Annotated in this window: 15 protein-coding genes; 4 read left to right on the top strand and 11 right to left on the bottom strand. The window is 72.5% G+C overall.

All coding sequences use genetic code 11. From position 1 onward, the window contains the following. Positions 1-7: 7 nt before the first annotated feature. Both AB0K12_RS05935 and AB0K12_RS05930 read right to left on the bottom strand, forming a co-directional pair. On the bottom strand, positions 8-1564 hold the full coding sequence (locus tag AB0K12_RS05935; protein WP_364555976.1) for an NAD(P)-binding domain-containing protein: 1557 nt from the start codon (positions 1562-1564) through the stop codon (positions 8-10). Between the two features lie 92 nt (positions 1565-1656). Beyond that, positions 1657-2439, bottom strand: a complete 783-nt coding sequence (locus AB0K12_RS05930) for a DUF4352 domain-containing protein (RefSeq protein ID WP_364555974.1) — start codon at positions 2437-2439, stop codon at positions 1657-1659. 136 nt (positions 2440-2575) lie between these two features. Between AB0K12_RS05930 and AB0K12_RS05925 the strand changes: the two genes are divergently transcribed. Then, positions 2576-3322, top strand: coding sequence for an SDR family oxidoreductase (locus AB0K12_RS05925; RefSeq protein ID WP_364555972.1), 747 nt, complete (start codon positions 2576-2578; stop codon positions 3320-3322). 101 nt (positions 3323-3423) lie between these two features. Next, positions 3424-4284, top strand: coding sequence for a hypothetical protein (locus AB0K12_RS05920; protein WP_364555967.1), 861 nt, complete (start codon positions 3424-3426; stop codon positions 4282-4284). Positions 4285-4392: 108 nt separating this feature from the next. Here the strand turns inward: AB0K12_RS05920 and AB0K12_RS05915 are convergent, their stop codons facing one another. From AB0K12_RS05915 to AB0K12_RS05905, 3 genes are read right to left on the bottom strand one after another with little or no spacing between them, the layout of a single operon-like run. Continuing rightward, on the bottom strand, positions 4393-7611 hold the full coding sequence (locus tag AB0K12_RS05915) for an AAA family ATPase (RefSeq protein ID WP_364555965.1): 3219 nt from the start codon (positions 7609-7611) through the stop codon (positions 4393-4395). After that, complete coding sequence (locus AB0K12_RS05910; RefSeq protein ID WP_364555963.1) at positions 7595-8893, bottom strand: oxygenase MpaB family protein; 1299 nt, start codon at positions 8891-8893, stop codon at positions 7595-7597. Before AB0K12_RS05910 ends, AB0K12_RS05915 begins: the two co-directional genes overlap by 17 nt. Before the next feature lie 22 nt (positions 8894-8915). Beyond that, the gene (locus AB0K12_RS05905) at positions 8916-9626 is read right to left on the bottom strand and encodes a Crp/Fnr family transcriptional regulator (protein WP_364555961.1); all 711 of its coding nucleotides are present in this window, start codon (positions 9624-9626) and stop codon (positions 8916-8918) included. Positions 9627-9805: 179 nt separating this feature from the next. On the opposite strand from AB0K12_RS05905, the gene AB0K12_RS05900 reads away from it, so the two are divergent. Next, entirely contained in the window at positions 9806-10414 is a 609-nt protein-coding gene (locus tag AB0K12_RS05900; RefSeq protein WP_364555959.1) for a sigma-70 family RNA polymerase sigma factor, read from the top strand. Between the two features lies 1 nt (position 10415). On the opposite strand, the gene AB0K12_RS05895 is transcribed toward AB0K12_RS05900, so the two are convergent. The 3 genes from AB0K12_RS05895 to AB0K12_RS05885 all read right to left on the bottom strand — a co-directional run bounded on the left by AB0K12_RS05895 (position 10416) and on the right by AB0K12_RS05885 (position 13663). Next, positions 10416-11705: a hypothetical protein gene (locus AB0K12_RS05895; RefSeq protein WP_364555957.1), complete on the bottom strand. Its 1290-nt coding sequence runs from the start codon at positions 11703-11705 to the stop codon at positions 10416-10418. Between the two features lie 246 nt (positions 11706-11951). Further along, positions 11952-12371, bottom strand: a complete 420-nt coding sequence (locus AB0K12_RS05890) for a hypothetical protein (RefSeq protein WP_364555955.1) — start codon at positions 12369-12371, stop codon at positions 11952-11954. Positions 12372-12496: 125 nt separating this feature from the next. Further along, the gene (locus tag AB0K12_RS05885; RefSeq protein WP_364555953.1) at positions 12497-13663 is read right to left on the bottom strand and encodes an alpha-hydroxy acid oxidase; all 1167 of its coding nucleotides are present in this window, start codon (positions 13661-13663) and stop codon (positions 12497-12499) included. Positions 13664-13752: 89 nt separating this feature from the next. On the opposite strand from AB0K12_RS05885, the gene AB0K12_RS05880 reads away from it, so the two are divergent. Continuing rightward, positions 13753-14403, top strand: a complete 651-nt coding sequence (locus AB0K12_RS05880) for a metal-dependent phosphohydrolase (protein ID WP_364555951.1) — start codon at positions 13753-13755, stop codon at positions 14401-14403. Here AB0K12_RS05880 and AB0K12_RS05875 read toward each other — a convergent pair. Genes AB0K12_RS05875 through AB0K12_RS05865 form a run of 3 tightly spaced genes read right to left on the bottom strand, consistent with a single transcriptional unit; the run spans position 14356 to position 16568 of the window. Next, positions 14356-14619 (bottom strand): DUF4031 domain-containing protein, encoded by a 264-nt coding sequence (locus AB0K12_RS05875; protein WP_364555949.1) that lies wholly within the window; start codon positions 14617-14619, stop codon positions 14356-14358. The two genes, AB0K12_RS05880 and AB0K12_RS05875, sit on opposite strands and share 48 nt — an antisense overlap. Then, positions 14616-15368 carry an HAD family hydrolase gene (locus AB0K12_RS05870; RefSeq protein WP_364555947.1) on the bottom strand — a complete coding sequence of 251 codons (753 nt, stop codon included), beginning with the start codon at positions 15366-15368 and terminating at the stop codon, positions 14616-14618. The genes AB0K12_RS05875 and AB0K12_RS05870 overlap by 4 nt, the downstream gene beginning before the upstream one ends. 18 nt (positions 15369-15386) lie before the next feature. Continuing rightward, positions 15387-16568, bottom strand: coding sequence for a cytochrome P450 (locus AB0K12_RS05865; RefSeq protein WP_364555945.1), 1182 nt, complete (start codon positions 16566-16568; stop codon positions 15387-15389). Positions 16569-16611: the final 43 nt, after the last annotated feature.

Here is a 16611-nt window from a genome sequence, read left to right as displayed (position 1 = left end):
GGGCGCATCACGCGGGGACCGCGGCCGTGCGCCGGGCGAAGAACGCCCGCAGCGGCTCCACGTGCACCTCGGGGGAGTCCCACTCGTTCTCCAGGTTCTCCGTCACGTGGTGCACGGCGACCGGCTGCCCGGGGAGATGGTGGCGGACGACCGGATGCAGATAGTGGCCCTCGTGCGCGCGGGCCGCGTCGCCCTGGCCCGGCCGGGCGACCTCGATGTCGAAGGGGTCCACCTTGTCGTGGCCGGGGCCGTACTCCAGGGTGATCGAGAAGTGGCCGTGTTCACCGATCGGGTGTTCGCGCAGGTCGTACGGCACCTCCTCGTAGTAGCGGGCGGTGCCGCCGTCGAGTGTGATCACGTCGGCCAGCAGCCCGAACTGCTGCCACAGGGCCGAGGTGCGGTTGATCCTGGCGACCACCGCGGCCGCCATCGCCGCCGGGTCGGCGGGCAGCTCCGTGGCCGGCCACGGCACCCCGTGGTCTCGCGACTCCAGCACGCGGTGCAGGGCCCGCACGCCGTAGCGGAAGCCGTGGATGAAGCCGCTCGTGCCGCGCTTGAAGTCGCGCGACTGGGTGATGGTGCCGGCGAAGTACAGGCCGGGAACGTCCACCGACTCGTACGCGGGCGTCAGTGCCGGGAACCTGCCGTCGCACGCGAGCGCCGGCCGGCACTCGGGCGCGAAGATCGAGTCGTCGAAGCGGAACCCGGTGCAGACGATGACCCGGTCGTACGGGATGTCCTTGGTGATCTCGTCCACCCGGACGAAGGCCACGCTCACCAGGTACGTGCCGTCCGGCTGCCGCTCGATGTTCCTGACGTGCCCGTCGAGCACCGCGTTCTGGGACTTGAGCTGGTAGGTGTCCAGCATGCTGTTGTTGATCGCGCGCAGGTGGCCCACGTAGTGGGTGCGCCAGGCCAGCCGCACCGAGCGCGGCCCGGCGACGTGGATGACGGCGGCGGTCTCGACCAGGTTGTCGGCCGTCTCGAAGGCGGAGTTGCCCTTGCCGATGATGAGCACCCGCTGGTTGGTGTAGTCGGCGGGGTCGATGGACGCGTCGCCGTACAGGTCGGCCGTCTCGATGCCCGGGATGGGCGGGATGTTCGGCTTGCTCACCCCGGTCGCCACGACGACCCGCCGCGCCTCGAACGTCCGGCCGTCCTCGGCCGTCACCACGAAGGGACCCGGCCGCTCCACCCTGGCCACCTGGGCGCCGTACTCGATCCGCAACCCGCAGGCCCGCGCGAAGTCGCCGAGATAGCGGACCATGTCATCGGCATGCGGGAAATACCGGTCGCTGTAGCGGGTGAACAGCAGCTCCGGGTCGTCCGACAGCAGGGAGTTCCAATCCACCCGCAGGTTGAGCTCGGGGTCGTCCCAGCCGGTGTGCTTCTTGTTGATCGAGATGAGCGTGCGGTGGCGCGGGAACGTGCGGAAGAACGGGCCCGGCGCCGCGCCCGCCTCGAGGATCACGTAGCTGCGGCCGGACTTGTGGAGGAAGTGACCGAGTTGCAGGCCCGCGGGCCCGGCGCCGATCACCACATAGTCGAGGGGGTTGTCCGCCATGTACGCCTCCGTCACGACAAAGTGCTTGACAGGACGATCGACATTTTTGGCAAGCAATTCTCAGAGAATGCTCAGAGCGCGCCGCCGACGTGCTAGGCCAGTGTCCACTCGGCCTTCTGCGAGCCGAGGCCGGCGTTGATCGCGTACTGGAGCTTGGCGGCCCGTGCCGCCTGCGGCACCTCGAACACCACCACGCCCATGCGCGAGTCGCCGCCGCTGATCGACACCGTCGCGCCGAAGTCCTGCCCCTCGCTGATCTGCTTGACGCTGGGGCGGTATTGCCGGTTCTCGTGGTCGATGAGCCAGGCGCTCAGCAGCGGGGAGTCGGTGAACTGGGTCTGGCCCGTGTTGGTGAAGGTCATCTCCACGGCGACGAGCTTGCTGCCCGCCGCCGGCTTCACGAACTCGGTGGCGGGCGTGGCCTGGTCGATGACGCGGCTGACGGTCGCGGTGAGCTGCAGGGCGGGGTCGATGGACTGGAGCGTGATCGACCCGCCGAGCCCCGCCGGCCCGGTCTGCTGCTGAAGGGTTTGGCCGGCTTGCGTCTGGGCGGGGTCAGCTTGGGCTGGGTCGGTCTGGGCTGGGTCGGTCTGGGCTGGGTCTGTCTGGGCTGGGTCTGTCTGGGCCGGGGTGGTCTCCTGGGCGTCGGCCAGCGGCTCCCTGGACGGCATCACCATGGTCGCCGAGCTTCCCGAAGGCCCGCCGCCGGTGTCGGTCAGCACCAGCGCGAGGGCTGCGCCGCCGCCGAACAGCAGCATCGGCAGGCCGACCACGAACAGCACGATCAGGGGAAGGTTGTCGTCGCGCGTGGCGGGCGGCGGCGCGTAAGCCGGCCCATAGGCCGGCCGGTGGTACGTCGGGGGCGGGTATCCCACGAGTGACTCCTGATAGGGGACGGGAGTGTTGGGACGTTCCACCCGGCCATCCGGTTGTCCTTGATCGGTTTCCGGGGGCGCTGTCCATCCTAGGCCGCCGGAAGACGCTTGCCGAGCGTCCCCTATCGTGCGGGGGATGAGTGGACGTGGAGTACTTGTCACCGGAGCGTCGAGGGGCATCGGCCGGGCCGTCGCGGCGGCCTTCGCCGAGCGGGGAGACCGGGTCGCCATCCATCACCGCGACTCGGCCGGCGACGCCGCGAGCCTGCTCGACGCGCTGCCGGGCGAAGGGCACACGGTGGTCCAGGCGGACCTGGCCGACCCCGAGGCGGTCAGGTCGATGGTGGAGGCGGCGGCCGAGGCGCTGGGCGGCCGGATCGACGTGCTGGTCAACAACGCGGGCGTGTTCCTGCATCACCCGATCACGGAGCTGACGTACGAAGAGTGGCAGGACGCCTGGCAGCGCACCCTGGGCGTCAACCTGATGGGCGCGGCCAACACCGCCTGGTGCGCGCTGCGGCACATGGGCGAGGGCGGCAGGATCGTCAACGTCTCCTCGCGCGGCGCCTTCAGGGGCGAGCCCGACAGCCCGGCGTACGGCGCGAGCAAGGCCGGGCTGAACGCGCTCGGCCAGTCGCTGGCCATCGCCCTCGCGCCGCGCGGCATCGCGGTGGCCACGGTCGCGCCCGGGTTCGTCGAGACCGACATGACCAACGAGCACCTCAAGGCGCCGCGTGGCGACGCGATCAGGGCGCAGAGCCCGTTCGGGCGGGTGGCGCGGCCCGAGGAGATCGCCGCGGCCATCGTGTACCTGGCCTCGCGCGAGGCCGAATGGGCCAGCGGGGCCGTCCTGGATCTCAACGGGGCCTCTTACCTGCGCTGATGCCCGTCTGCCGGGGATCTCGTGATCTGTCGGCATTCCGGGGCTATTGTGAATTCGCAGGACGCCTCGGGACTCGTTCGTTCGTTCGTGAGGGGGTCGGTGTGGCCGGTCGCCGCGGGTACGCGTGGTCATCGCTGGCGATCTGCGTCGCGATCGTGCTCGCCGCCCTCCTCCTGCATGGCGTGTTCGGCGACATCGGGCTGCTCTACACGGTGCTGCTCATCCCGATCGGGCTGGCCGTCTTCATCGTGGCGCACGACGTCCTGCACCGCAGGAACGCGGCCGCCGCCGAGCGCCGGCAGCTCGTCAGGGAGCGCGATCACGTCCGCCGCACCGTGGACTTCATCGCCGACCCCGACCTGACCGAGCAGGAGCGGCTGGCCGTCATCGACGCGTTCATCCCGCGCTTACGCCGCGAGCCTGCGGACTCGCTCCACGATCGGTACGTGCTCGTCCCCGAGCTGGCCGCGCCCGCCCGCGCCCTGCTCGAACGCGCCAGGCGGGCCGTCATGTCGGTCTACACCTCGCAGGCCATGCGGCTGCGGCTGCTCGACGGGCTGGCCAACGAGGTGCTGCTGCCCCGGCAGATCTGGGAGATCGCGGTGCTGCTGCGTACCCAGACCCGGCTGTGGCAGGAGCAGGAGCGGGCCATGAGCGGCGTCGTCACGCCCGAGCTGCGGGCCGTGCTGGCGCCGCAGCAGGAGGCGCTGCACCGCTCGGCGGCGGCCGTGGAGGCCCGGGTGACCCGGCTGGAACGCTACGCCCACCGGGTCGCCGAGGCCGATGCCGCCCTGCGCGCCCGCGACGCGCTGGCCCGTAACGACGCGTACCGGGCGCTGCTCGCCCACACCGACGACACCGACGGGCTCGCCGCCCTGGAAGCCCAGGGCGAGGCGCTGGAGGAGACCCTCGCAAGGACCGTCCGCCAGGCAGTCGAAGCCGGCCACACCCTCACCACCTGACCACCCGCCGGGGGCGCGCCACCGGCCGGAAGCCCATCCCTACCTCGAAGGGACAGCAAGGCAGGTCGGTGGTTCGGTGACCCGCGGTCGACAGGGCCCGCGGTGGGGCTAGGTGGCGACGCGGCGGTCCAGCAGCAGGGCGCCGCGGCCGGAGAGCAGGGTGCGGCACCAGTTGCGCAGGACCGAGGATTTGGGGCCGTCCAGGTCGCTCTCGTCGAGCAGGTCGGCCCAGTCGAGCAAGGACTCGGCGAGCATCAGGGGGACGCCGCGGCGTTCGTGGACCTCGGCGGCCGCCTCGAAGTGGCCGGCGGCGCGCTGCTCGTCGCCCATCGCCACGCACAGGTGGGCGAGGTAGTGGTGGCCGCAGTGGTGGGCGATCGTGCCGTGGCCGAACGTCTCGCCGCCGCCGGCCAGCGCGTCGTACAGGCGCCCGGCCAGCTCGGCACGGCCCAGCCGGGCGGCGGCCACGGCCAGGTTGTCCAGCGCGGGCCGGTGCGCCATGTTGCGCGGCGGGGTCTCGCCGCCGTCGGCGAGTATGCGGTCGAGCAGCGGCCCCGCCTCCTCGTCGGCCAGCTCGCACAGGTAACGCAGCACCGCGTGCACCGGATCGACCCTGGGCGCCTGCCCGGCACGGCGCAGCCGGTCGCGCAGCTCCCACAGCCGCCCCTGCAGCCGCCGGATCTCCGCGATCTGCTCGGAGAAGATGGCCACCGCCTCCAGCCGCCGGCCGATCTCGGAGCCGAGCCGCAGCGCCGCCTCCGCCTCCGCCTCGGCCTGCGCGAGGTCGCCCTGCATGAGGGTGAGCCCGGCCTTGGAGTAGCCGATCAGCCAGTTGAGGTGCGGCTGCCCGAGCCGGTGCGCCAGCTCGTCGGCCCGGTCGAGCAGGTCGGCCGCCTTGGCGGCGTCGCCGCTGTCCAGCACGGGGGGCGTGCGCTGCACGTACGCGTGGAACAGCGCCAGGTCGTCACCGGTGCGGCGGGCCGCCTCCAGCATCTCGTCACCGTCGCGGTGGCGCTGGTGCAGCGGGTCGGCGGGGATGATGGTCAGGCTGCGCATGCCGAGCACGCCGGCCAGCGTGCGCGGGTCGCCCGACTTGCGGGCCAGGGCCACCGCCTCGTCGCTGAGCGCGAAGCGCCGCTCGCCGTCGGGCGCCCAGATCAGCTCGGAGGCGAGCTGCGCGGCCAGCAGCGCGCGGGTGCTGACGTCGGTGGAGTCGACCACCTTGCGCGCCTCGGTGAGCAGCGCGATGCGCTCGCGGTCGGGTGCCGCCGAGATGGAGGAGCCCCGGTCGCCGCCGAGCGCGGCGGTGACGATCAGGTCGTGGCGCTCGCACTCCCTGGCCAGGTCGGCCGCGTCGAGCAGGGTGCGGCGGGCGTCGGGGTGCCCGGCCAGCCACATCGCCCTGCCGCACTCGACCAGCAGCTCGGCGCGGCGTTCGCGGGTCGCGCCGGGGGAGTCGGGGAGCAGGGCGAGCGCCCGCTGGTACCAGGTGACCGCCTCGCGGTGGGCGAGCCCGGCCAGCGCGTGCTGGGCGGCGTGCACGGCCGCGTCGGCCGCCGCGCTCACCCGTGCCGGGTCGCGGCCCTGCTCGGCGGCGGCCAGCAGGTGGGCGGCCACCACATACGGCCTGGTCCGCATCGCGTGGGGGCCGGTGGCGAGCAGCGCGTCGGCGATTCGCCCATGCAGCAGCGCGGCGCGCGGCGCGGAGAGCGTGGTGTAAAGGGCGGTCCTGGTCAGCTCGTGGGAGAACTGGCAGGACCCGTTGTCCAGCATGGTCACCAGCCCCGTGCCCATGGCCTCCTCGACGGCGGCCACGAAGCGCGGCTCGTCCAGGTCGAGGCCGCCGCGCAGCTCGGCCGAGTCCATCCGCTCGCCCACGGCCAGCAGGCTCACCAGGTCGCGGGCGTCGGGGTGGAGCTGCGCGACGCGGGCCGTCACCATGCGGGTGACGGAGTCGGGCACGGCCAGCGCGTCGAGGTCCTTGCCCGCCCCCAGCTCCCTGATGACCTCGCTGACGAGGAACGCGTTGCCGCCGGTGATGCGGTGCAGCCGCTCGGCGTCGGCGCGGGCCCGCGACAGCGCGAGCGCGTCGCTCACCTCGTCGAGCCCGAACGCCGGCACCGGGATCACCCGGGCGTCGGCGGTCAGCTTGTGCAGCTCGGGCAGCGTCTGCGAGGGCGCGGACTCGACCGGCACCGGCCGCGACATGGCGAGGACGAGCAGCGGCAGCGCGTCGGAGTCCCACATCAGGGCGCTCAGCATCTGCAGCGACTCCAGCGTCGCCCACTGCAGGTCGTCGATGATCAGCAGCACCGGGCGTACGGTGGCCAGGCGCTCGATCAGCGTGCGGGCGGCGGCCATCAGCTGGTAGCGCTCGGAGACCGGCTCGGTGGCCGGCGGCACCTCCAGCGACAGCGGCGGCGCGGCCAGCGAAGGCGCCAGCCGGACGAGCTGCCCGCACTGCTGGTCGATGCCGGCCCGCAGCAGCAGCGCGGGCGAGGTGCGGGCCAGCCGCTCGACGGCGCCCGCGATCGGCTCGTACGCCTTGCGCGCCGGATCCGTGCACCGCCCCGCCAGCACCGTGAACTGCCGCTTGAGCGCCCGCCTGGCCGCCTCGGAGGCGAGCCGGGTCTTGCCCACGCCCGGCTCGCCCTCCAGGATCACCAGCTTGCCGCCGAACTCGGCCGCCGCCAGCTCGCCGTCCAGCGCCCGCAGCTCCTCCTCGCGGCCCACGAACGGCAGCGCGCCCCCGTCGTCCAGCCACGGCGCGAGCCCGCCGCCGAGGTGGTGGTCGGCGCTCTGCCAGTGCAGCTCGTACGTGTGCAGCGGCTCGCGCAGCCCCTTGCCGGGCAGCCGCCCGAGGTCCTTGAACTCGTGCCTGCTGCGCCCCTGGGCCAGCCGCCTGACCAGGTCGGTGCAGAGCACCTGACCGCCCTCCGCGATCGCCACCAGGCGGGCCGCCTCCACCGTGGGCAGCCCGCTCACGTCGTCGTGCCCCCAGCACACGTCGCCGGCGGCCAGCGCCGCCCTGATGGAGATCTTGTCCATGGCGCGCTCGTTCTCGTCGGCCACCGCCTGCTGGACCGCGATGATCGCGTCGAGCCCCGCCGTGGCCGAGCCGAACACCGCCATCAGCCCGTCGCCCAGGCTCTTGGTGAACGACGAGCCGCTCGCCGTCACGACCGAGCGCAGCAGCTCGTACAGGCGGCGGAAGACGACGTTGGCCCGCTCCTCGCCGAGCCTGATGCGCAGCGCGGTGGAGCTGACGACGTCGGTGAACAGGATGGTCGCCGTGGTGAGCGTGCCCGGCTCATGTGGGGCTGTCACTGTGCGGCCCTTTCCGCCCGCGGGCGGGCGCTCGTAGCCTCGTGCGTACGTTCCTGCGGATCGCGCGGGTCTGCACGGCCGCGCGCGACTGCCTGATCCGCCAGGCTCGGGCCAGCTCGTCGGGGATCCTGAACGCCGCCTGCCCGTCGGAGTGGCGGTCGATCAGGGCGACCACGATCTGCCGCCCGGCCTTGCGTACCAGCCAGCGAACCACACCGTCCACCGGCCCGGCCAGCCACGAGGAGCCGTGCGCGGCCTTCGCGGCGGCGAACAGGGCGGTGAACCACCAGGCGGGCGCGGGCACGCCGAGCAGCTCGGGCACCCGGTCGGCGCCGTGGGAGGCGTGCCGGAAGATCCAGTGGACCAGGCTGCGCGGCATCTTGCGCCAGCCCAGCGGCATGAACGCCTCCATCTCCTTCAGCATCACCGCCATCAGCAGGCGGCCCTCGTCGCTGGTCTCCAGCAGCCGGCCGAGGCGCGCGCTGACCGGCTCGACGTCGCCGAGGGTGAGCGGCCCCTCGCGGCAGACCTCGATGCCCATGAGGTGGCCGAAGACGCTCCACGTGTAGAGGTTGGCGGCGCGTTCCTCGTCGCTCAGCACCACGCCCATGGTCTCCATGGCCTCCCACGTCACCACGGAGAAGTCGAAGAGCGTGGCGAGCAGCAGCTCCTGGTTGACCGGCGCGCCCAGCCGCTCGGTGTCCCAGTGGTCGGCGTAGCGCTCGTCCACCAGGGCGCGCACGAACGAGTGCAGGATGCGCAGCCCGATCGCCGTCGTGTGGCCAGGCCGGCCGGGCTGGAGGCTGTCGGTGCTCTTCAGCCCCATCACGTCCACCAGCATCTGCCCGGTCTCGGCGACCCTGCGGGTCATCCCGTGCGTGGCGAGGTTGGAGACGCCGGCCAGCACCTTGGCGCTGGACACCTCCGCGTACGCCATCGGCAGGCAGGCGAAGAACAGCGCCGCCGACTGGTAGAGCCCGTGGTCGGCGAACACCGCCTGCCCCCTGGCCAGCAGCTCCCGGTCGTCACCCCACTCGGGCAGCTCCTTGGCGAAGTCGAGCGCCTCGAAGATCCGCGACGCCGGCGGCTCCCCCGAGGGCTCCCTGGCCTCCCGCTTGGCCGCCCCCAGCTCCGCGACCACCGCCTTGACCAGCTCCAGCGCGCCCCGCCCCGGGGGCTGCTCCTGCAGGTATTCGGCGACCACCTTGTCGACGTCGGGATCGGCCTGCTGCCGTAGCTGCCGGAATCTCTCCTCCGGCCAGCGCCCCTCACGATCGTTCATGTGCCCCGTACTCCAGATTCGGTCAGAGGCCGCCCCGTTTCCGCAGGGCGGCGACGTCCAGCAGCGTGATCGTCCGGCCTTCGACGGCGATGAGGTTGCGCGCCACCAGCGACTGCAACGCCCGGTTGACGGCCGGGCGGGAGGCGCCGATCAGCGCGGCCAGGTCGGACTGGGTCAGCCCGGGCAGGTCCACCACCCCGCCGGCCTGGCCGTGCTTGTCGGCCAGTTGCAGCAGCAGCTTGGCCAGCCGCCCGCCGAGGTCGAGGAAGGCCAGGTCGGCCGCCTGGTCGGTGAGCCTGCGCACCATGCGGCCGAGCAGCCGCAGGAACTCGTCGGCCAGCCCAGGGTGCTCGCGCATGAGCTCCAGCAGCCGCACTCTGGGCAGCGCGAACACCCAGGCGGGCCGCGCGGTCACGATGGAGGCCGAGCGCGGTGAGTCGTCCAGCAGCGCCATCTCGCCGAAGGTGTCGCCGCGGCCCAGCATGTTGAGGACGATCTCGTCGCCGTGCTCGGTGGTGAACACCACCTTCACCAGACCGTCCAGCAGGACGTAGAGCGACTCTCCCGGGTCGCCCTGATGGAAGATGATCTGCCCCGACCGGTAGCGCCGGGTCAGGCCCGCCCGCGCCGTGCTGCGGATGCCGCTCTCTCCGAGCACCTGGAACAACGGGATCTCCGCCAGCACCGCGGCGACCGGCTCGGCGTCGTGGGGAAGGCCGCTGCGCCCGTTCATGCAAGAACTCTAGGCCGCATTCCGCCGGGGGACAGCTTCTGGAAAGCGATCTTTGAAATGTGACCAGCGACACACCCAGGCTGTCACGTCCGGAACAGTCTTTCCGGATCATCCGGCGCACGGTGGGTGAGCCGGCCGGAGCCGACCCCCCGAGTGTCCGGACCGGCAGGGAGAACGACATGCACGTGGACACCATGGAACGCCTCGACACCCGCTCTGACACCCGTCCCGACCCGCGTCCCGACACCGGAGCCTTGGTGGCCGCCGCCCAGGAGGGCGACGCGCTGGCCTGGGAGCGGCTGGTCGAGGAGTTCAGCCCCATGCTCAAGGCCCGCATCCGCAGGTTCAGGCTCGGCCACGAGGACGCCCAGGACGTCCTGCAGACCACCTGGCTGCTGGCCTGGCAGAACCTCAAGAGCGTCGAGGACGGCCAGCGCATGGCGGGCTGGCTCGCCACGATCGCCTTCCGCGAGTGCCTCAAGCTCACCCGCAGGACGAAGGAGATCTGCACCCCCGACCTCGACTCGCTGGGCAGCACCGACGACGTCGACAGGGAACTGGCCAGGATCTGGCTGGCCGGCACCCTCGAAGAGCTCGTCGAGGAGCTGCCCGCGGCCCAGCGGGTGCTGTTCAGAGCGCTCACGGAAACCTCCGAGCCCCACTACGTGGACGTGGCGCGCAGGCTGGGCAGGCCGGTCGGCAGCATCGGGCCCACCCGAGCCCGCTGTTTCGCGAAGCTACGCGGCCTGCTGCAGGCGCGCGAGATCACCCGCGACTTCCTCGACTGACCTAGTCACCGGGCTTGCCTGACGGAGCGGACGTGTCGGGCGGGTCAAGCGGGATCGCCTCCAGGAACGGCTCGAAGTCGAAGTGCGCCATCTCGTACGCGTCGGGGTCGGTCTCCGACGGGTACCGGTAGAGCTTGCGCGGCCGCAGTCCCGGCCGGTCGACGAACATCTGGCTGATCGCCTCGGGGACGAGCCCCTTGCGCATCTCCTCGGCCAGCCCGTCGGCGACCTCCTTGCCGAAGGGCACCCGGTAGAGGGCGTCCACCTTCTGGTAGACGCGGAAATAGCTGACGATGAAGCGCATCCGGTCGGGATAGGACACCCAGTCGCGCACCCCGGCCAGGGACGCCTCGCGGTCCTCGGTGACGAACTCCTCGGCCAGCTTGCGCACCTTCTCGTTCTGGATGGGCGCCCACGCCTCGTCGAGGTCCACGCCGGGCGGCGGGGTCAGCGGCCTGCCGACCTTGACGTCGCTCAGCGGGGTGGCCACGGCGAACAGGTGGCGGGTGTAGAGCGAGGACCACAGGCCCTCCAGCGTGCGCGTCAGCCAGGGCTGGTCGGCGTGCGCGGCGGCGTACAGGCGGAAGCGGGGGAACGGGCGGCGCGTCACCAGGGAGCGCAGCGAGCGCCACGACACCCGGGTCAGCCAGCGCACCGGACGGTACAGCACGAGTTCGAGCGCCGCCTGCGCGCGCGCCTGCTCATAAGCCGACAGCGCGATGTTCGCCCCCAGCATCAGCTCGGCCCGCTCCGCCGGGTCCCGCGTCGCGGCGGCCGCCACCATGAGCTGCGCGGCGTCCTTCAGGTAGCGCGGGTCGGCCGGCGACAGCAGGCCGGTGAGGAACTCGGGCGGCGTGGGCGTCACCTCGGACTCGGGGCTGACCTTGAGGAAGCGGTCGGGCGTGTCGTTCCACAGGTTGACCGCCAGGCTGGCGGTCTCCAGGAAGATGGCCCGGTTGGCCAGCGCCAGCCCCAGCTGGTAGCTCGGCCCGAGCAGGGTCAGCAGCGCGGCCCTGAACAGCCGGCGGAAGCGCTGCGGCACGCGCAGGCGGCGGCCGAAGTCCTCGATGAACGGCGAGCCGGGGCCGAGGTCGAGGCTCTCCCCGACGGCCTTGGAGGTCCAGGTGGCGTAGCAGTACCAGTTGTTCGCCTCCCGGCCCAGGTGGGCCGCGAGGTCGGAGGCCACGCGGTGGTAGCTGTAGGCGATGACCATCGCTTCGAGTGCCGCGCTCCGGTCCTTGTACGCCGCGATGCGCAGCACGTCGTCGGCGGTCATCGGAGTGTCGGACATCAAGTCTCCCGTTATGCCGGTCCCGTCGCCCCCGGGGCATGCTCATGGAGTAAAGAGCGCCCCCAGGAGCGTCAGATACAGTCGGCGGCCTGCTTTGCCCCGTGGCCGCCAGGGCTGGAGCGTAGGAGTGTCCGCTTGCGAGGGGCTTGCACTAACATCGCCATGCTTCTCAGCCTTGGTGCTGGTTCGTACATCGGCCCGTCCCCAGGACCGCCCCGGGCGGTCGCCGCCCGGGGCGGATGCCGCTCACTCCTTGACGGTGATCTTGCTGATCACCACGAATCCGCCGAGCGCCCCCGCGGTGCCGGCGGCCGTGGTGGTGGTGAGCATGACCACGAGGTCATAGGTGCCGGGGGACAGCTGCCCCCGCATCGGTATGGAGGCCGTATATCGCCCGGAGCCGGGGGTGAACGTCATCTCAACGGGCGGCGCGGGATGCCGCGACTCGCCGCCGCCGATCCGGTCGGCGATGATCTCCAACTGCCAGCGGCCCACCAGCCAGTCGACAAGCTCGCCGGTGACCTCCCAGCTCACGTCCACGGTCCAGCCCTCGCCACAGTGGACGACGTTCGTGGGCTGCGCCCCGGGATCGATCACCTGGCCATGGAGAATGCCCGCCAACTGCTCGGCCGGCACTTTCATCACCTGGAATTCTCCGGTCGCCATTGCGATCTCCTCTCCGCGGGACGGGTCCCCGTGCGAAGGAGCAGAGCGACGACGGCGGCGGCGAAATACGAGCTTTTCGCCTCTGACATGGCGCCGTTTCCTCTGGCGGCTTCCGGGACCCGGGGTCAGCGGTCCCTGAGCCTGACGAGGTCGGGGCCCAGCCCCTCGACGCCGCCCGCGCCGAGCAGCTGCAGCGTGCGTACGAGCTCGGCCCGCAGCAGCGCCAGCACCCGGTCCACGCCCGCCTCGCCACCGGCCATCAGGCCATAGAGGTAGGCCCTGCCGACGAAGCAGGCGCGGGCGCCCAGCGCCACCGCGGCCGCCACGTCGGCCCCGCTGCGCACGCCGCCGTCGAGGAAGACCTCGGTGCGGTCACCGGCCGCCGCCACCACGGCGGGCAGCAGCTCCAGCGGGGTGGCCGACCGGTCGAGCTGGCGCCCGCCGTGGTTGGACACCACCACGCCGTCCACGCCCAGCGCCGCCAGCTCCTTGGCGTCGTCGGCCCGCTGCACGCCCTTGACCAGCAGCCGCCCCTGCCACGCCGACCTGATCCACTCCAGGTCGGCGAACGTCACAGAAGGGTCGAACATCAGGTTCGTCAGCCCCGCGAGGTCCTCGGGAGCGCCGTCCACGGTGGCGAACCTGAGCGGCTCACCGGTCAGGAAGTCGAACCACCACGCCGGATGCCGCACCGCCTCCAGCACGCCGCGCCAGCGCAGCGTGGGCGGGACCGTCAGGCCGTGGCGCACGTCGCGCAGCCGCGCCCCCGCCACCGGCACGTCCACGGTCACCACCAGCACGTCCATGCCGGCCTCCGACGCCATCGCCAGCGTCTCCAGGGTGCGGGCGCGGTCGCGGACCACGTACAGCTGGAACCAGTTCCAGCCGGCGGGCGCCGCCGCGGCCACGCCGGCCGCCGTCGTGGTGCCCATCGTGGACAGCGTGTACGGGACGCCCGCGCGCTGTGCCGCCCGCGCCACCGCCCGCTCGCCGGACCGGTGCATCATGCGGGTGAACCCGGTCGGCCCGAGCACGACCGGCATCGAGACGCGCCGGCCCAGGATCTCCACCGAGGTGGGCGCGTCGGAGACGTCACGCAGCACCCGCGGCGCGAACTCCACCCGCTCGAACGCCGCCACCGACCTGGCCAGCGACAGCTCGGACTCGGCGGCGCCGTCGACGTAGTCGAACACCATGCGCGGAGCCCGCCGCGCGGCCAGCCGCCGCAGATCGGACACGTCGGCCGCGGCCGCCACCCGGGCCGCGCGCGACCACCGGGGGCCTCGCGGCATGACGGCCCGCAGCTCCCGCCACCGGGGCAGGCGCCGAGCGTCTCCGCCTGTCGTACCGATGCCAGGAACGCTACCACTACGGTGGAACCATGATCGAGGGTGCGACGTCCTTCCCGCGGTGGGCGGAGCCGGCGGGGGAGTCGCGCGCCTCGCGCGCCGTGCACGCCGAGCTGCTGGCCCGCTGGTCCGAGCCGCACCGCCGCTACCACACCCGCGACCACCTGGCCGCCGTCCTCGCCGCGATCGACCTGCTGCCCGGCGAGGCCGGCGACGAGGCCGCGGTACGCCTGGCCGCCTGGTTCCACGACGCCGTCTACGACGGCAGGCCGGGCTGGGACGAGGAGCGCAGCGCCCAGCTCGCCCAGTCGAGGCTCCCGCGCTGCGGCGTGCCGGCGCACCGGGTGTCGGAGGTGGCCAGGCTGGTGCGCCTCACGGCGGCCCACGACACGCTCGCCCCCGGCGACCGCGACGGCGCCGTGCTCTGCGACGCCGACCTCGCGGTGCTGGGCGGCCCCGGCTACGACGCCTACGCCCGCGCCGTCCGCCAGGAGTACGCCCACGTGCCCGACGACCTGTTCGCCGCCGGGCGGAGCGAGGTGCTGCGCCGGCTGCTCGCCACGCCCGTCCTGTTCCGCACGCCACGCGCGCGGGCGCTGTGGGAGGAGCCCGCGCGGGCCAACATGACCGCCGAGCTAGCGGCGCTTGCGGCGGCGCAGACCGGCCGCGATCAGCCGCTGTAGCAGCTCGCGCGAGCTGACCGCCTCGGCGCCCAGCTCCACCGCCTGCGCGTGCACGGTCTCCGGCACGTCGTAGTGGTCGCGGTCGAACGCCCGCGGCGGCACGCCCAGCCGTCCCGCGAAGTCGTGCAGCTCATCGAGGGAGTCGTCGCTGACGAGGTGCGACCACATCAGGCCGCGCGGCCCCGGCCAGTGGGGCGGATCGATCAGTACGGTCACCCTCTCAAGGGTAGGACCCGCCCACGCACCCCCAGCTCACTCAGATCACCCACGACGACGAGCCCGCCCGCCGCGTCCCCGGCCTTCGCACCGGCCTTCGCCCCGACCGCGACCACCGTGCCGAAGCCGCCCCTCCTGCCCGCCTCGACGGCCGGCAGCGCCGAGGCCACCACGGCGATCCCGGCGGCCGGCAGGTCGAGCCGGCGCGCGGCCTCCAGGAAGAGCGCCGGGTCGGGCGTGCCCGGCAGGTTCATCAGCGCGGCGTCGTTGCCGTCCACCATGAGGTCGAACAGGTGCATCACCCCCGCCGAGGTGACCAGCCTGCGGCCGTGCAGGCTGGCGGAGCCGGCCGCCGTACGGGCGCCGCGCCTGCGCAGCTCGTGCAGCAGCGCCACCGTGGGCGGGAAGGCGGCCACGCCGTACTTGCCGGCCTGCTCCAGGAAGGAGCGGTCCTTGGCCAGGCCCAGCCCGTGCACGGTGGGGGCGCCCGGCTCGTCGGCCGGCGAGCCCTCCGGCACGGTGATGCCGCGCGCGGCCAGGAAGGTGCGGATGCCGTCGAGCCGCGGCCGGCCGTCCACGTGCCGCAGGTAGTCGTCGCGGATGTCGAACGGCTCCGAGCGGCCGCGCAGGAAGGCGTCGAAGACGTGTTTCCAGGCGGCCGCGTGTCCCCGAGCGGTGTCGGTGACCACGCCGTCGGTGTCGAAGACGACGGCGCTGATCACGGTCAGGTCGATGACATGCTCGTCCACATGGCGAACGTAACCGCTCTACCAGGCGACGGGTAGCTCTTTGACGCCGTAGACGATGGCCAGTTCCCTGAACGGCACCTCGCCCGCCACCCGCAGGCCGGGGAAGCGGCGCAGCAGCGCGGGGAAGGCGATGCGCATCTCCATCTGGGCGAGCGGCGCGCCGACGCAGCGGTGGATGCCGTGGCCGAACGCCATGTGCGAGCCCGTGGTCTCGCGGCCCGGGCGCACCTCGTCCATGTCCTCGCCGAGCGCGGGGTCGCGGTTGGCGCCGGTGAGCGAGCACAGCACCATCTCGCCCTTCTTGATCGGCACCCCGTGCAGCTCCAGGTCGTCGCGGGCGAAGCGGGGGAAGGCGACCTGCACGACCGTCATGTAGCGCAGGAGCTCCTCGACCACGTCCACGATGTAGCCGTCGACCTCGCGCACCTTGGCCGCCTGCTCGGGGTTCTGGATCAGCCACAGGGTGCCGAGCGCGAGCATGCTGGTGCTGGTGTCGTGGCCGCCGGTGAGCAGGCCGTCGGCCATGCTGGCCAGCGTGCGGTCGTCCAGCTCGTCGCCGTGCTCGCGCAGCAGCTGGCCGAGCAGGCCGTCGCCGGGGTTCTGCCGCTCGCGGGCGACCAGGTCCACGAGGTACGTCATCGCGTCGTTGATGGCCTGCAGCGACGCCTCGGGCCCCGCGGTGAAGTCGAACCGGTCCTTGCTGATCTTGACGAAGTCGGCCCGCTCCTCGTAGGGGACGCCGAGCAGCTCGCACACCACCAGCGACGGGATCGGCAGGCAGAACTCCTCCATGAGGTCCACCGGCATGCCCTCGGCGCCCTTGGCCTCGATGCGGTCGAGGTGCTCCTCGACCATGGCCTCGATGCGCGGCTCCAGGCGGCGCAGCCGCCGCATGGTGAACTCGGGTGTGAGGAACCTGCGCAGCCGCGTGTGCTCGGGCGGGTCGCGGAAGCCCAGGCCGCCCGGGTCCTCCTGGTTGGAGCCGAGCCCGATCACGCCGGCGAAGTCGTTGCTGAAGCGCTCGTGGTCGCCGAGCACCGCGCGGACGTCCTCCCAGCGGGTGACGAGGTAGACGGTCTGCCCTCCGGGGATCTCCATCGGGAAGACTGGGTGCTCGTTCCTGATGCGGCCGAGCTCGCCCACCGGGTCGAACCCCTCACGCATGAACTGGACGAGCGGGAACTCTTCTGTCTCTGACATCGATATCCGTCCTGCTGGGATGCATCACACCAAGTTGGGATAA

It is taken from the genome of Nonomuraea sp. NPDC049419 (genome assembly GCF_040676995.1).
GTDB lineage: Bacteria > Actinomycetota > Actinomycetes > Streptosporangiales > Streptosporangiaceae > Nonomuraea > Nonomuraea salmonea.
The sequence above is the reverse complement of the archived record's forward strand: the minus strand, read 5'-3'. Positions and strand labels throughout refer to the sequence as shown.

Bases quoted from the DNA above. Each gene is read 5' to 3' on its own strand.
- AB0K12_RS05935 (WP_364555976.1), bottom strand. From the start codon at position 1,564: ATGGCGGACAACCCCCTCGACTATGTGGTGATCGGCGCCGGGCCCGCG.
- AB0K12_RS05925 (WP_364555972.1), top strand. From the start codon at position 2,576: ATGAGTGGACGTGGAGTACTTGTCACCGGAGCGTCGAGGGGCATCGGC.
- AB0K12_RS05910 (WP_364555963.1), bottom strand. From the start codon at position 8,893: ATGAACGATCGTGAGGGGCGCTGGCCGGAGGAGAGATTCCGGCAGCTA.
- AB0K12_RS05905 (WP_364555961.1), bottom strand. From the start codon at position 9,626: ATGAACGGGCGCAGCGGCCTTCCCCACGACGCCGAGCCGGTCGCCGCG.
- AB0K12_RS05900 (WP_364555959.1), top strand. From the start codon at position 9,806: ATGCACGTGGACACCATGGAACGCCTCGACACCCGCTCTGACACCCGT.
- AB0K12_RS05895 (WP_364555957.1), bottom strand. From the start codon at position 11,705: ATGTCCGACACTCCGATGACCGCCGACGACGTGCTGCGCATCGCGGCG.
- AB0K12_RS05890 (WP_364555955.1), bottom strand. From the start codon at position 12,371: ATGGCGACCGGAGAATTCCAGGTGATGAAAGTGCCGGCCGAGCAGTTG.
- AB0K12_RS05885 (WP_364555953.1), bottom strand. From the start codon at position 13,663: ATGCCGCGAGGCCCCCGGTGGTCGCGCGCGGCCCGGGTGGCGGCCGCG.
- AB0K12_RS05880 (WP_364555951.1), top strand. From the start codon at position 13,753: ATGATCGAGGGTGCGACGTCCTTCCCGCGGTGGGCGGAGCCGGCGGGG.
- AB0K12_RS05865 (WP_364555945.1), bottom strand. From the start codon at position 16,568: ATGTCAGAGACAGAAGAGTTCCCGCTCGTCCAGTTCATGCGTGAGGGG.